The organism is Halobacillus salinus, assembly GCF_004684905.1.
GTDB classification, from domain to species: domain Bacteria; phylum Bacillota; class Bacilli; order Bacillales; family Halobacillaceae; genus Halobacillus; species Halobacillus salinus.
The window spans coordinates 1,827,384-1,841,402 of record NZ_SRJC01000001.1; the positions used below are offsets into that span (position 1 = coordinate 1,827,384).

Here is a 14,019-nt window from a genome sequence, read left to right on the forward strand (position 1 = left end):
TTCTATTCCGATTGCTTCAAACTTGCTACTCCTCGTTTTCTATTGCTACACTGATTGTAACGTAGGAAAGGAGACAAGGATTTATGAAAGTTTCAATGACAAGTGGTACAATCGATTTTCTATCAAAATTGAAATCAAAACATCCAGATGCTTCTCTCTTTTTTATGCAAGACCAGGATAAAGCCATCGCTTATTGCGAAGGAGAGAAGTCCGTCTTTGAGGAAGGCCGCGAATACGAAACCGTTGATTATGTCGGCAACATGAAACCAGAAGGCTATGTGGTGATGAACAACATTCCTGTAGCCGATGAAGGACGTCCTGTTTTCGAAGATCGTTTCAAAAACAGAGCAGGGAATGTTGAGAACCGAGAAGGGTTTCAAGCCATTCGTATTTTAAGGCCATTGCAAGGTAACACATACGTCGTCTTAACGCAGTGGAGAAATGCACAAGACTTTGAAGACTGGAAGAATTCCCAATCCTTCGATGATGCGCATAAGAAATCCGGTCCAAAACATAAGAAAAAACCATCGTTCATTGATGGGGATGCTTACATTACAAAATACCACATGGTAGATGTAGAATCTTAAGTAAGATAGGATAGTGTCCTACCTTTCCTGTGACCGATAGGACTCTATTCTTACTCTGAAAAAAGTGAGCGGCCACAAGACCGCTCACTTTTTTTACTCTTCTTCTTGATTCGAATCTTCTAATACTTTTTCATGGAAGAAGTTATCAAATGCGGTTACAGGCTGCTCGCCAACAATGCGGGCTACTTCCTCCCCATTTTCATAGTGGACGATAGTAGGAGTCGATTGTATATTATACTTCGCTCCTTGCTCCGGAAACTCCAACAAGTTCATCTTCTTCAAGTCTACCCCTAGCTTGTCCACCATAGGAACAACAATCGGAGTCGTACGCTGGCAGTGAATACAAATCGGACTGTAGAAGTAGACTGTCAATTCTTCTTCCGCTTCCATCTTCTCTTCTAATTCTTCCGGCATAATCAGATTTTGATAATTCGGATCATCTAATTGATCGATCGTCGCTTGGTCCAGGTTAGACTTCCCATAAGGGTTGCCTTCTGTCTTCTCGTTATTTTGATAATTCACAACGACAATTAACACAACGACCAAAGCAGCTAAAATGGTCGCAAAAATAATCATATTACGTTTCATTTAGTAGTTCTCCTTTTTTGAAAGACCCACGTCATATGGGTTACGAATATTATAACAAATGCTGTTCCCGCCATAAACGGAATGGTGATAAATCCAAAATAATTCACATATTGAGCACTGCAAGATACTGTTCCACATGCATCGCCTTCAGCAAATCCAGGAACCTTTTGCAATAAATAATGATAAGTGGAGACAAACATCCCGATCCCACTCATGATCACTCCCGGCAGAGCAATTTCACTATTCTTCTTCCATAAGGCAGCCCCGTAAATGAGGACGAGTGGATACATCAAGATTCGCTGGTACCAGCAAAATTCACAAGGCTCAAAACCCATGAATTCAGAATAAAACAAACTTCCCGCCATAGCGACAAGCGCTATTGCCCAGGCAATAAATAAGTACGTCTCTTCGCTAACTTTCTTCATATAATATTCCTTTCTACCTCTCTCTTTTGCTATTATACAAGTAAATCTCTCGAAAACAAAATACTTTTCATAGAAGTCCATTAATCTGTTAAATATGTATGAATTCAAGCAAAAAACCGCTCGTCATAGCGGTTTTTTAAGAAGTTGATTCCGATGGACATAGACGGCAGCTTGAGTGCGATCGTGCACATCCAATTTACTCAAAATGTTACTGACGTGTGTCTTGACGGTTTTGATGCCGATGTACAACTTTTCGCTGATCTCCAGATTCGTCAAACCTTCCCCTATGCACAACAGCACTTCCATTTCACGATTGGTCAGTTCTTCATGGGGAGCTTTCTTCTTCGAAAAACGTGTCATCATTTTGGATGCGACTTTTTCTTCGATGACATTCTCTCCTCTTGCTGCCTTCCGAATCGCTTCTGCAATCTCATCAGCAGAAGACGTCTTCAGCATGTAACTGAACGCTCCTGCTTCAAGGGCCGGAAATACTTTCTCGTCATCATAATAACTCGTCAATATGATGATCTTGCACGTTTCGCTCTTCATAATCTCTTCCGTCGCCTCAATACCGTCTCCCTGCTCCATCATCAAATCCATCAAAATGACATCCGGCTTCAATTCTTTAGCTAGAGCCGCCCCATCGTAGCCACTTGATGCTTCTCCTATGATATCCAGGTCGTCTTCTGTTTCTAAGTATGCAATTACACCTTTACGCACCACGTCATGATCATCTACTACAAGAACACGAATCATCCTATTTCCTCCTTTTCCATCATCGGAATCCGTATGTCTATATAAGTCCCTTCCCCTTCCCTTGATCGTATCGAAAACTCTCCACCAATCTCCTCACATCGCTCCCGCATCGTTTTAAGGCCGTAAGATGCCTTATTATCTTTATGATCAGCAAGGGAAAAACCGCTCCCATCATCTGCAATATGAACGAACACTTCCCGTCCGCTGGAAGATATATTGATCGTAACGTTCGATGCATTCGCATGTCTTAATATATTCGATAAGGCTTCTTGAAGAACTCTGAACACATGCTCCTCTGCCGTTTTGGATAAGTTGGGCGAGTCTTCCATGTCGAGGTGAAATTTTAAAGAACACTTTTGTTTCAACTCTTCAACCAGGGACTCGATCCCAGACGTTAACGAATCTCCGGACAAGTGCACAGGTCTTAAGTGCAAAAGCAGGGCCCGCATTTCTGTTTGGGCCTGCAGTGCCATCTGTGTAATCTCATGAAGTTGTTTCTTTGCTTTATCAGGCTTTTTCTCAAGAATGCGTTCTGTTGCTTGAGCCATCATCGTCAAGGCGAACAATTGCTGACTGACAGCATCATGCAAGTCACGCGCTAAGCGCTGCCTTTCTTCGATTGTAGCAGCCTTATGAGCGGACCTTGCTAGCTCCGCTTTTTCATCGGCGAGCTTTACCAAGGATTCTTTCTGGTATTCCAGTTTCCCACCTAGTTCGTTTAACTCTTCGCTGAGCCCAGTCATTTCCTCTTGATCTTCTGTTGGTATTCGGAACGTGTACTCTCCTCTCGACAACTGCCTGATCATTGTCGATAAACGATCCATTCGATGTTTAAGCGCGGTACTGAACTGAAATCCAGTTAACAGAGAAGTGAAGGCACCTATGATGACAAAACAAATGATAAAAAACACAACGGCCTCCACGGTCAGCCACTTTGGTCCAAACCAGACATGCACAGCTAGAAGCAGTGCAAGGAGAAGGAAGAAATCCAAGGAAAAAGCATAGAAGTGGGACCGGATGTAGGTGTACCGTATACGGTTTAGCTTCGTAAGCATGCTATCTCCCCCCTACACATGATCGATCTGAATCTGGCCGATTTTCAAATCGATATAGATCGTCAACCTTCTTTTTGCCAATTCATAATCCTCGGACTCGTACACAAGTTGACGTCCCATACCTCCTGTGTTTTCCCGAGCTATAGTGATGTCTCCCGTCTTAATGAAGGCTTCGGCTCTAAACGGGACATGTTTAGGGATCAACATTTTCACATCACCAATCCACCCATTGACCGTAATGGGTGTATCCTCTTCTGGAATGAAGGCGCGAGTGAAATCGAATTCCGTATCGCCGATCCCCATTGAGATATTCATCGGTTCCACTTTCCAGTTGTCTTGCTTATAAGATATATCCCCAACAGCAAAGCTGGAACGATTCTTTTTTTTCTTCTTCCGTCTAGGACCGTTTTTTTGAGATCCTCTCAAAAACAAATGGACTCCGATATAAACCGATATGATCGGCCAAAGAACCGGGATATCCGAGAAGGTAAACAGAAGAATTTCGAATCTGTCCAAGAGCAGCAGCGTTCCCACTAATGTAAGGAAAGACCCGATCACCCAAGACCCTCCATGGGTAGTGACGGCATCAAACCACATTTTCAGCCCGATTCCTAATAAGATAATGGGATAAATATATTCCCAGTTAAACGGATAATTGAATGAAACCATATTGAAATTAGATAACAGCAGAACTACACCGAGCATAACGAACCCGATCGCCATCATTATGTTGAAAAATCCTCTTTTCACAAACATCACCCTCTTCTTCCCTAAACTGTAAGATTCTATATAAAAATTTCTATTCCTCCTACAGTATAGCGAACACGTCCATTAAATTGAACGAACTACAGTAGGTTTCGCCCTCCGTCTCTAGACGGAGGGCCATGTTTAAAGTTGAAAAAGCTGGGAATATTGATATTGTGATAATTTTTGATAAGGAGTGTATGAAGTATGGATCAAAACATGCAAGCACTTATTGACGGTTTGAACGAAGACTTGGCGCACGAATATGCGGCGTCGATTATGTACACATACAATGCAGCAGTTGTCACAGGACTGTACCGTTCTGTGTTAAAGCCTTTCTTTGAGAGCGAAGTGGCTGACGAACAAGGGCACGCACTTTACCTAGCAGAGAAAATCAGCACCCTAGGAGGCACCCCGACAACTACGCCTGCTCCCGTCAAGCAGCTCCACGACGTAAAAGAAATGCTGGAGGAAGCAAAAGAAGCAGAACGTCAAACAATCAAACGCTATGAAGAGCGTAAGACCCAAGCAGAAGAACTAGGTTTGACGGAGCTTTCTGTAAAACTTGATGATATGATTGCTGATGAGACGGGCCACATGGAAGAGATCGGCCGTCTTCTCCAGGACTCAAGGCTATAATGGATGCATTTGGAGCCCCTTCTTGATGAAGGGGTTCTTTTTTTGTTGATCGGGCGCGACTTATTCGGTTTACGCGCGACTTCCATGGTTTGCGCGCGGGTTTCGGGATTTGCGCGCGACTTCCCCGATTTGTGCGCGACTTTCGTGATTTGTGCGCGACTTTCGTGATTTGCGCGCGACATCTGCGATTTGTGCGCGACTTCCGAGATTTGCGCGCGACGAATTACTCAAGACTCTCTCAGCATGAAATTTGAGAATATTCATAACGTATATTAAACTTTATACAATTCAACTATTGAGGAGGATGCGTGATGTGGGAAACTATTTTTCAGGCAATTGATGACCAGTACAATAAAATGGTGGAAACCCGTCGCTATTTGCACCAGTACCCTGAGATCTCTTTCCAAGAAGAAAAAACCGCTCAATTTATCGCTGATACATATGAGCGGCTCGGTATTCCTTACGAAAGTAATGTAGGCGGGAACGGGGTACTTGCGACACTAGAAGGTGGCAAGCCCGGAAAGACGGTAGCGCTGCGAGCGGATTTTGATGCACTGCCTATTGAAGAATTGAATGAGGCCCCTTATAAGTCTAAAAATGAGGGAGCAATGCATGCTTGTGGTCACGATGGCCATACCGCTGCTCTTCTAGGATTAGCAGAAGCTCTCCTCCCGTTTCAAGCTGAGTTGCCGGGGACGGTAGTTTTCGTTCACCAACACGCCGAAGAGTACGCTCCTGGTGGTGCAAAACCCATTATCGATACCGGAAAGTTAGACCACGTGGATGCGGTATTCGGGACTCACTTATGGGTGAACGCCCCATTAGGAGTCATCCAATCAACAAAAGGTCCGTTCATGGCAGGAGCTGACCGGTTCGAATTGACGATCCAAGGAAAAGGCGGACACGGGGCTCAACCGCATCAGACGAAGGACGCTATCGTCATCGCATCTCAAGTGATCACGCAACTGCAACAAGTCGTCAGTCGTCGTGTTGATCCTTTGAAGACTGCCGTACTATCTATCGGGACAATCGAAGCGGGACATGCTTTTAACATTATTTCAGACTCTGCGAGAATGACTGGAACCGTTCGGACATTCGATTCAGAAGTACAGGATTTGATCATCGAGGAAATGGAGAAGATCATCAAAGGGACTTGTGTCGCTAGTGGAGCAGATTACGATTTGAATTACGAGAAAGGATATCCACCTGTCGTCAATCATAAGGACGAAGCCTCTCTCGTTCTCGATCGGTCCCATGAGGCGGACCCATCCTTGCAAACAGAAGAAATTGAACCAGTGATGGCTGGAGAAGATTTTGCGTACTACATGCATAATAAACCAGGAGCTTTTTACTTCACAGGAGCTCAAATTCCGGATCACTATTATCCACATCACCACCCGAAATTCGATTTCGATGAGAAGGCTCTACCTCACGCAGCGAAGACACTGTTGCAAGCGTATAGGAGTTACCAAGAAGCTCACCAATCCTAACAAAAACCCCTACTGATCTAGTGTCAGTGGGGGTGAATTATGTTCTGTAAACCATGACATCCCATCACCATTTCATGAAGCATTGCATCATCAATACGTATCTCTTTTGTATCGAGAGGGACGAAACCCAACTTTTCATAGAAAGGCCGATAGGGATTGTCTTTTAATACCGAAACGATTAAAGAATTCATTCCTTCGGTCGTCATTCGTTCGACCAGGGCTTTCATCAAATGCCTCCCGACTCCCTGGCTTTGATGGCTCTTAAGTATGTAAATTGCATAAATCTCCCCTGCAAAATCGGGGTATTCGCTCGTCCGCTTCCTCCCACCATTCGCAAATCCGATGATCTCCCCGTCTTCCTTTTCTGCCACAAAGACCAGCTGATTAGCTATCAATGATTCCCATTTTGGTTGTCTACTCTCGTAGGTCATCTTCTCTAAATAAGTTTCTGGCACAATCCCTGTATAGGTAGACTTCCAACTATCCACTTGAACTTTCGCAACTCCCGTGGCGTCTTCTGTCCTTGCACTCCTTACAAAATAGTTCATATACTCCCCCTTAAAATAAACAACAGCACTCCTCAGAATAGAGGAGTGCTGATTGAACGTTCGCCCTTAGAAAATCAAGAAGTTAGCCTTGGTTTGACGTACAAGTTGACGAAGGCAAAGCTGAATACAGCGCCTCCTCCCCATACAGCAACAAGGCCGATGATATTCCATTGCAGAATAAACAATAGTCCGAACAAGAATGTTTGGAACAACAAAATTCTGACCAACCATTGAATGACTGCTTGCTGTTTCCACTCTTTCTTAAGCGGATATATGTCAAGCCACGCAATCGTACGGTGGTGATTCCAAAGCGTCATCATCTGGAACCCGCTTAAATACAGAAATAGCAGTGCAAAGGCAACCTTCACCCATATATTCGGTACAAACCAAACCGCTAACCCACCGATTACGATCAGTCGCACATACATTCCTAAATAATCACTACTGCGAACGAAAGTGATGCGGTACAAATAAGCAAAAGCCTGGTCTTGCTTGTACGTAATACCGGAAACCAAGGCATTCACAAGCGCATGACGCTTTTTCACAGTATTCTTCAAATGAGGCACATCTACAAACATATTGGCGATCCGGTAAAAAGTCCGCATTCGTTGCGTATCTTTTTCCACAAGTAAATCCCAGACTAGTCCGGCTTTTTGGCGCGCGAGCGTGTACGTGTACAGAACAAGTGCGACAAGTATAACCGTTACCACGCTTGCAAAAATCCATTCTCCTTGTGCAAGGAAATAAAACAATAACACATTCAGTGCTGCCTTTATGGCCTGGTCGATCAATCGAGCCTTCGGATTACGTTCCTTTAGCATCCACCAGTTGGATAACAGATTCCACACTTTCACTATAAGCAAAATGCCGATCAGAACTAAATAATACTGCATTCCCAGTGCAGGGAAGCTTGCAAAATACAAGGGACCGAGTGCAGCTGCTACAAGGAAGACGACGTATAGCTGAACGACAAAGCTGTAATATAAGCAGCGTTTGAAATAGTCATTCAATTGATATTCAGCTGGTAGTAAAAATACTAAGTCTGGCTCCTTCAACAATGTACGTACAGGGCTGTAGCTTGCCACTGCCCCGAATGCCAAAGCAATGATCCAAGCGGTAGGAAAGGACTCCGGCAAGTTCACCAACCATTGCCTATAATAATAAGCAAGTGCTGAAATGAAAAACAGAAGCGCTATGGAAATATGCTCATTGAAGATGTATTTCAAATAGCGGTTCGTCTCCTTCATATGTTCGGAGAATCGTCGCATCCATAACTTTTTCGCATCAATCATGATGGATCCTCTTCCTTAGTCAAGGCGACATAGATGTCATCAAGTGATGCTCCTGGCTGGTTAAAGGACTTCCTCAACTCTTCAAGTGTCCCTAATGCACGAATCTTGCCATCGTGAAGGATAACAAACCGATCACAATACTTTTCTGCCGTAGCTAGAATATGGGTGGACATCAAGATGCCTGCTCCCTGTTCCTTCATCTCCTCCATCATTTGCAAATATGACTGAATACCAAGAGGATCAAGGCCAACGAACGGCTCATCGACTATATAAAGCTCCGGTTCGATGAGAAAAGCGCACATGATCATCACTTTTTGACGCATGCCTTTTGAGAAGTGCATCGGGAACCACTTCAGCTTTTTTTCGAGACGGAATTCTTTCAATAGAGGATCCAGCCGCTTTTTGAACACGTCTTCCGGGATGTTGTATGCCATCGCAGTTAGATGCAAGTGTTCATAGAGCGTCAGTTCATCGTAAAGGATCGGCATTTCTGGTATGTAGCCTAGCTGCTGACGATAAGCCTCAGGGTTTTCTTCGAAGGTCGTCCCATTAATAGAAACCTTCCCCTCTTTCGCCTGCATCATCCCGATGATGTGTTTGATTGTCGTACTCTTCCCTGCACCATTCAGACCAATCAGCCCGACGATTTCGTTCGGATTCACATCAAACGAAATACCGTGCAGGACATTTTTATGTGTATATCCTCCATGGAGATCTTTAATTTGTAATAAAGGTTGCACTATCTATCCCTCATTTCACTTGAGATACATTCCTCTCAAAAGTTTATCACAAGTCCTCTCTTTGTTGCATGTGTTCTATCACTCGAGCTCGTCCGATCTATGGTACAATTAGGCAAAAGCTAAAGGAGTGTGGACAATGCATCAAGAACAAGATTGTATTTTCTGCAAAATCGTAAACGGAGACATCCCATCAGCTAAAGTATATGAAGACGATCATGTGTATGCGTTCCTTGATATCAGTCAGGTTACAAAAGGGCATACTTTAGTTATCCCGAAAGAACACTGCCAGGACATCTATCATACTGATACGGAAGTGGCTGAGAATTTATTCTCCCGCATTCCAAAAATCGCAAATGCCATTAAATCTGCTTACCAGCCAATCGGGTTGAACACGTTGAATAACAACGGTGAGCCAGCTGGACAATCCGTCTTCCACCTACATATTCACTTAATCCCTAGATATGGTGAAAATGATGGATTCGGTGCAAAATGGGAAGTACATTCAGATGATTACTCCCCTGAGGATTTACAGGCAATAGCAGCAGATATCAGCGAGCAATTATAAAGTTTGATTAGAACCGAAGATTTGATATAATACGATTATGCATTTGCATACGGCTATAAGAGCACGTATGAAGTGTAAATCAGACGAGATTAGAATAGTTGAGGAGAGATGTTTAAATGAATACCCGTGTTTTAGTTATGCTTTCATTGTTGGCTGGAATTGGTGCTGTGCTTCATACCGTGATCCCTGGTGTTGTGCTTGGGATGAAACCGGATATGATGCTCGCCATGTTGTTCCTTGGAATATTGCTTTTCCCAAAACCGTCCTACGTACTGTTACTATCCTTAGTTACCGGTCTTATTTCTGGTTTGACTACAGCTGTTCCAGGAGGACAAATTGCGAACGTAATAGAGAAGCCAATTACAGCATTCGCCTTCTTAGGCCTTGTTCTGATAGCTAAACCACTGGCACGCCATAAAGTTACCCAGCCGATCTTAGCGGGACTAGGAACGATTATAAGCGGTACGATTTTCTTGACTATCGTCTTATATGTACTCGGAATGCTTGAAGGCAGCTTTGCTGCATTATTCTTCGCCGTAGTCCTGCCGACAGCAGCATTCAATCTGCTGTTCATCGGACTTGTGTATCCTATTGTGACGACCATTATGAAAAGAACGACAATCGGCAGTCTTTCACCTGCTGTATCAGCAAAAGAAAGTCGTGCATAATCTCTGTTCAATAACAACCAAGCAACTCACATCAAGACACTACGCCAGAGTAGTGTCTTGATTTATCTTCCCTGCAATAATTTTTCATGAATTAGGTTTCATTCTTACATAATAAGAGAAAATAATAATTAAGATGTAGATAGGAAAGGAGCTTTTTTATGCCTAATATGAAATCACTAGCACTTGGTATGATCGTAGGAGGCGTCGCCGGCGCAGCTTACACGTTACTTAGCACACCTTCATCAGGTCGTGACTTGCGCGAGAACGCTAAACTGAAAAGCGAGAATTTAAAGAACACCGTACTTAGCCTTCGTGAAGAAGGGATGCAACTGAAAGATCAGATAGCCCAAACATCCAAAGAAGGTGCCGAATTAATCAAAGATCTATCTGAAGATGTAAAGACTTCCATTGAAAGCTGGAAGCAAACCGTTGAACCTCACCAAAAAAACATCCAAAAATACTTGGAGCAAATTGAAGCGAGCTTGAAAGAACTAGAGGAAAAAGCAAAAGACGAACAGCAAAACAACGATACACAACCGAATCACGAGATTGTGAATCATCAATAAAATTAATAACCGCGAAAGGCTCATGCCTTCCGCGGTTTATTTTTTTCCAAGAGAACGAAAAAAAGCCTTCAGGATGAATATCCTGAAGGCTCCTCTTTTGCTCATAAAGTTACTGAGAATATATTACTCAGCTGGTTGAAGGTCTTCGATGGAATCTACGTCCATATATTTCGGAACAACTAGTCCTACTTTAGCACCTTCAAGGTTAGCACCTAGGTCTTCAAGGCTATCTTTGTGCTGCTCGTAAAGATCACCGTGTGTTGCTGGCAACCATGCTGCTACCATACCAGTTACTTCACCTTCTGCAACAGATTCCCACATAGGTCCGTTATCAAGAGGTGTAATTGTTACGTCGAAGCCTTTTTGCTTCATAACTTCAGCAACTACGTTCGTAGACGCAATTTCAGAATCCCAGTTAACATATACAAGTTCAACTTCTGTACCGTCAACGTCTTCTACACCGTCAGTCCACTCGCTCACTTTGTCTTCGTTCTCTTCGATCCATGTCTTAGCAGCTTCTGCTGGCTCTGCACCATCAGTAATGTTAAGCATTACTTTTTCCATGTCAGCAGGAGTCCAGCTGAACTGATCAAGAAGTTTATATGCGTTCGGCTTCTCATCTTCAAGACCTTGGCGGACCATCGTCTTGATTTGCTCTTCACCGCCGAATACTTCTTTAGGATCTTCTAGATATTTAAGGTCATATTTAGCGAACATCCAGTGTGGAGTCCAACCAGTTACAGCGATTGGCTCTTCGTTTTCAATTGCTTCACCTAGAGCAGTTGCCATAGCACCTGAAGAAGAAGTAGCAACTTCCCATCCAGCTAGGTTTTCGTATTCTTCTGTAGCTGTTTGCGCTGCAGCTACAACACCAGCACCAGCTTCGATACCTGTGATTTCGTAATTCATTTCTTCGCTATAGTTTGCCTCGCCTGAAGAACCTTCGCCTTCAGAACCTGATGTTTCTCCGCCTTCATCTGAACCGCAGCCTGCTGCGATTAACGTAAGTGAAAGTCCAGCGGCCATACTTAGACGTTTCCAGTCAAATTTAAACATGAAAAATGTCTCCCCTTTTAATAGTTTTTTTATAGAAAGGGCTGACTGATCAGCCCAAGCTAACTCTCTTTAGTCACCGCGCTGTGTGTTAAGGTTTTGAGTGAAGCGGTCGATGATGATCGCAAGAATAACGATACCTAGACCAGCTACGAAACCTGTACCTACTTCAGCACGCTGAAGACCTGTAATTACGGTTTGACCAAGTCCTTTGGCACCGATCATAGATGCGATAACAACCATGGACAAGGCAAGCATTACCGTTTGGTTGATTCCTGCCATAATGGTCTTCTTGGCCATAGGCAGTTGTACTTTAAATAGTTTCTGTGTACCTGTTGTACCAAAGGAGTCAGATGCCTCGATCAATTCGTGAGACACTTGACGAATTCCTAAGTTTGTAAAACGAACGGTAGGTGGTGTTGCGAAAATTACTGATGCGAACACACCTGGCACCATACCGATACTGAAGAATGCAACGGCCGGAATCAAGTATACAAAGGCCGGCATTGTCTGCATGAAGTCAAGAATCGGTGTTAAGACTTTTTCAACTACCTTACTTTTCGCCATCCAAATACCAAACGGAACTCCGATGATGACTGAAATGAGACTGGCGAATATGACGAGCGTAAAGGTATTCATCAATTCTTCCCATAGCTCTTGGTTTGCAATAAACCACAGGCCAATGACAGAGAATGCCATCAAGCCGAATCGTTTACCTGAAACGAAGAAGGCTAGCAAACCGACAATCACGATAAACAACCAGATTGGAATGCCCATCAGCCAATCTTCAGCAAAGATTTCGATGAAGTCACCGAAGTCGTTTTTAATAAAATCAAATAAGAACTCAAATGTGTCCGTTACCCAGTCCGTTGCGGATGATATCCACTCGGCTACTGGAATTTTAGGCATTAGTTCCATTTAGATTCACCTCACTTCCAGCTAGTGCAGCAATGACTGCTCCGCGAACGATAATTCCTTGTAGTTTGCCATCTTCTACAACAGCAACTGGAACTGGAGAGTCATGAATAATATCAAAGATCTCTTGCATCGATGTATCCTTCTCAACTTTCGGAATATCAGTGCGCAAGATTCCTTTCAAGTCTTTTACTTCTTTCTTCGCAGCTTCTGACACATCATCAGCTGTCACATAACCGTGTAGATTACGTTTAGCGTCTGTTACATAGATAGTAGATAGACCTTCTTTACGCATACGCTCTAAGGCGGTTCTTGGTCCGTGTTTCTCGACATCCACTGTTTCTGGACGTTTCATGATGTGTTCTGCTGACAATACTTTAGAACGATCAACGTCTTCAACGAATTTCTCAACATAGTCGTTGGCAGGGTTCACAAGAATCTCTTCCGGTGTACCGATTTGTACGATACGACCATCTTTCATCAATGCAATGCGGTCCCCGATTCTCAGAGCCTCGTCCAAGTCGTGTGTAATAAATAGGATGGTTTTCTTCATTGTTTCTTGAAGTTCAAGCAGTTCATCCTGCATTTCCTTACGAATTAGTGGGTCAAGCGCAGAGAATGCTTCGTCCATAAGCAGTACTTCTGGGTCGTTTGCCAGGGCACGTGCTAGTCCTACACGCTGCTGCATACCACCTGATAGCTGACCTGGGAACTGATTGATGTATCCGCCAAGTCCAACCATCTCAAGCGAGTCTTTCGCTTTTTGAGAGCGTTCTGATTTGTCTACGCCTTGTACTTCCAAACCGAACTCAGCATTTTCAAGTACTGTACGGTGTGGGAATAAAGCGAAACGTTGGAATACCATGCTCAATTTTTCACGACGGACGTCGCGAAGACTCTTCTTATCCATCGTAGCTAGATCTTTTCCGTCAATGTACACACTACCTTCAGTCGGTTCGATCAATCGGTTGATCAAACGAACAAGAGTAGATTTACCACTCCCGGATAGTCCCATGATAACGAAGATTTCTCCTTCTTCTACATCAAAGGAAGCACGGTTAACACCAACCGTATTGCCCGTTTTTTCTAAAATTTCTTCTTTAGATAAACCTTGATCTAAATATTGGGTCGCTTTTTTTGCGTTTTTCCCGAATATTTTAGACAAGTCTTTAACTTGAATGATCGGCACGTATCTCACCTCTTATAGTTGTTAGTTTTTAATAGTACGTTTTTGTTTCAAATATTACCGTACTCAATCAATCACCTTTCATAGTGTAATCTATTTGCAACAAAAAGTTCAAACGATAAATTCTTAAATTTAAGAACAAAAATTACGTACAGTTTAAACTGTACAAAGTAAAATAGCAGAATTGCTTCTTTTTTCGACA

17 protein-coding genes are annotated in these 14,019 nt (G+C 43.3%); 6 read left to right on the forward strand and 11 right to left on the reverse strand.

The genetic code is table 11. The features are described from left to right. Positions 1–83 precede the first annotated feature (83 nt). The gene (locus E4663_RS09905) at positions 84–587 is read left to right on the forward strand and encodes an antibiotic biosynthesis monooxygenase family protein (RefSeq protein WP_135327436.1); all 504 of its coding nucleotides are present in this window, start codon (positions 84–86) and stop codon (positions 585–587) included. A 93-nt stretch (positions 588–680) separates the two neighbouring features. On the opposite strand, the gene E4663_RS09910 is transcribed toward E4663_RS09905, so the two are convergent. The 5 genes from E4663_RS09910 to liaF all read right to left on the reverse strand — a co-directional run bounded on the left by E4663_RS09910 (position 681) and on the right by liaF (position 4,167). Continuing rightward, the gene (locus E4663_RS09910) at positions 681–1,175 is read right to left on the reverse strand and encodes a thioredoxin family protein (RefSeq protein WP_135327437.1); all 495 of its coding nucleotides are present in this window, start codon (positions 1,173–1,175) and stop codon (positions 681–683) included. After that, positions 1,172–1,600, reverse strand: a complete 429-nt coding sequence (locus E4663_RS09915) for a disulfide oxidoreductase (RefSeq protein WP_135327438.1) — start codon at positions 1,598–1,600, stop codon at positions 1,172–1,174. The genes E4663_RS09910 and E4663_RS09915 overlap by 4 nt, the downstream gene beginning before the upstream one ends. 123 nt (positions 1,601–1,723) lie before the next feature. Continuing rightward, positions 1,724–2,356 (reverse strand): response regulator, encoded by a 633-nt coding sequence (locus E4663_RS09920; RefSeq protein WP_135327439.1) that lies wholly within the window; start codon positions 2,354–2,356, stop codon positions 1,724–1,726. Further along, positions 2,353–3,411, reverse strand: coding sequence for a sensor histidine kinase (locus E4663_RS09925; protein ID WP_135327440.1), 1,059 nt, complete (start codon positions 3,409–3,411; stop codon positions 2,353–2,355). The genes E4663_RS09920 and E4663_RS09925 overlap by 4 nt, the downstream gene beginning before the upstream one ends. A gap of 12 nt (positions 3,412–3,423) precedes the next feature. Beyond that, a complete protein-coding gene (gene liaF, locus E4663_RS09930; protein WP_135327441.1) occupies positions 3,424–4,167 on the reverse strand; it encodes a cell wall-active antibiotics response protein LiaF in 744 nt (247 codons plus the stop codon). Positions 4,168–4,362: 195 nt separating this feature from the next. Between liaF and E4663_RS09935 the strand changes: the two genes are divergently transcribed. Together E4663_RS09935 and E4663_RS09940 are read left to right on the forward strand one after the other, a co-directional pair. After that, positions 4,363–4,794, forward strand: a complete 432-nt coding sequence (locus E4663_RS09935) for a ferritin-like domain-containing protein (protein ID WP_079480694.1) — start codon at positions 4,363–4,365, stop codon at positions 4,792–4,794. Between the two features lie 311 nt (positions 4,795–5,105). Next, complete coding sequence (locus tag E4663_RS09940) at positions 5,106–6,284, forward strand: amidohydrolase (RefSeq protein WP_135327442.1); 1,179 nt, start codon at positions 5,106–5,108, stop codon at positions 6,282–6,284. Between the two features lie 23 nt (positions 6,285–6,307). On the opposite strand, the gene E4663_RS09945 is transcribed toward E4663_RS09940, so the two are convergent. The 3 genes from E4663_RS09945 to E4663_RS09955 all read right to left on the reverse strand — a co-directional run bounded on the left by E4663_RS09945 (position 6,308) and on the right by E4663_RS09955 (position 8,864). Continuing rightward, positions 6,308–6,832: a GNAT family N-acetyltransferase gene (locus tag E4663_RS09945; RefSeq protein WP_135327443.1), complete on the reverse strand. Its 525-nt coding sequence runs from the start codon at positions 6,830–6,832 to the stop codon at positions 6,308–6,310. A gap of 74 nt (positions 6,833–6,906) precedes the next feature. Beyond that, positions 6,907–8,124: an ABC transporter permease gene (locus E4663_RS09950; RefSeq protein ID WP_079480697.1), complete on the reverse strand. Its 1,218-nt coding sequence runs from the start codon at positions 8,122–8,124 to the stop codon at positions 6,907–6,909. After that, positions 8,121–8,864 (reverse strand): ABC transporter ATP-binding protein, encoded by a 744-nt coding sequence (locus E4663_RS09955; RefSeq protein ID WP_135327444.1) that lies wholly within the window; start codon positions 8,862–8,864, stop codon positions 8,121–8,123. Before E4663_RS09955 ends, E4663_RS09950 begins: the two co-directional genes overlap by 4 nt. 136 nt (positions 8,865–9,000) lie before the next feature. Between E4663_RS09955 and E4663_RS09960 the strand changes: the two genes are divergently transcribed. The 3 genes from E4663_RS09960 (at position 9,001) to E4663_RS09970 (ending at position 10,663) form a co-directional block, all read left to right on the forward strand. Continuing rightward, positions 9,001–9,429: an HIT family protein gene (locus E4663_RS09960; protein ID WP_135327445.1), complete on the forward strand. Its 429-nt coding sequence runs from the start codon at positions 9,001–9,003 to the stop codon at positions 9,427–9,429. Positions 9,430–9,545: 116 nt separating this feature from the next. Continuing rightward, positions 9,546–10,097: a tryptophan transporter gene (locus E4663_RS09965; RefSeq protein ID WP_135327446.1), complete on the forward strand. Its 552-nt coding sequence runs from the start codon at positions 9,546–9,548 to the stop codon at positions 10,095–10,097. A gap of 158 nt (positions 10,098–10,255) precedes the next feature. Next, a complete protein-coding gene (locus E4663_RS09970; RefSeq protein WP_135327447.1) occupies positions 10,256–10,663 on the forward strand; it encodes a YtxH domain-containing protein in 408 nt (135 codons plus the stop codon). Between the two features lie 123 nt (positions 10,664–10,786). On the opposite strand, the gene E4663_RS09975 is transcribed toward E4663_RS09970, so the two are convergent. From E4663_RS09975 to E4663_RS09985, 3 genes are all read right to left on the reverse strand, one after another. Continuing rightward, positions 10,787–11,719 carry a glycine betaine ABC transporter substrate-binding protein gene (locus E4663_RS09975; RefSeq protein ID WP_135327448.1) on the reverse strand — a complete coding sequence of 311 codons (933 nt, stop codon included), beginning with the start codon at positions 11,717–11,719 and terminating at the stop codon, positions 10,787–10,789. A gap of 69 nt (positions 11,720–11,788) precedes the next feature. After that, positions 11,789–12,634 carry an ABC transporter permease gene (locus E4663_RS09980; RefSeq protein WP_079480703.1) on the reverse strand — a complete coding sequence of 282 codons (846 nt, stop codon included), beginning with the start codon at positions 12,632–12,634 and terminating at the stop codon, positions 11,789–11,791. Then, positions 12,618–13,820, reverse strand: a complete 1,203-nt coding sequence (locus E4663_RS09985) for a quaternary amine ABC transporter ATP-binding protein (protein WP_135327449.1) — start codon at positions 13,818–13,820, stop codon at positions 12,618–12,620. The genes E4663_RS09980 and E4663_RS09985 overlap by 17 nt, the downstream gene beginning before the upstream one ends. Positions 13,821–14,019: the final 199 nt, after the last annotated feature.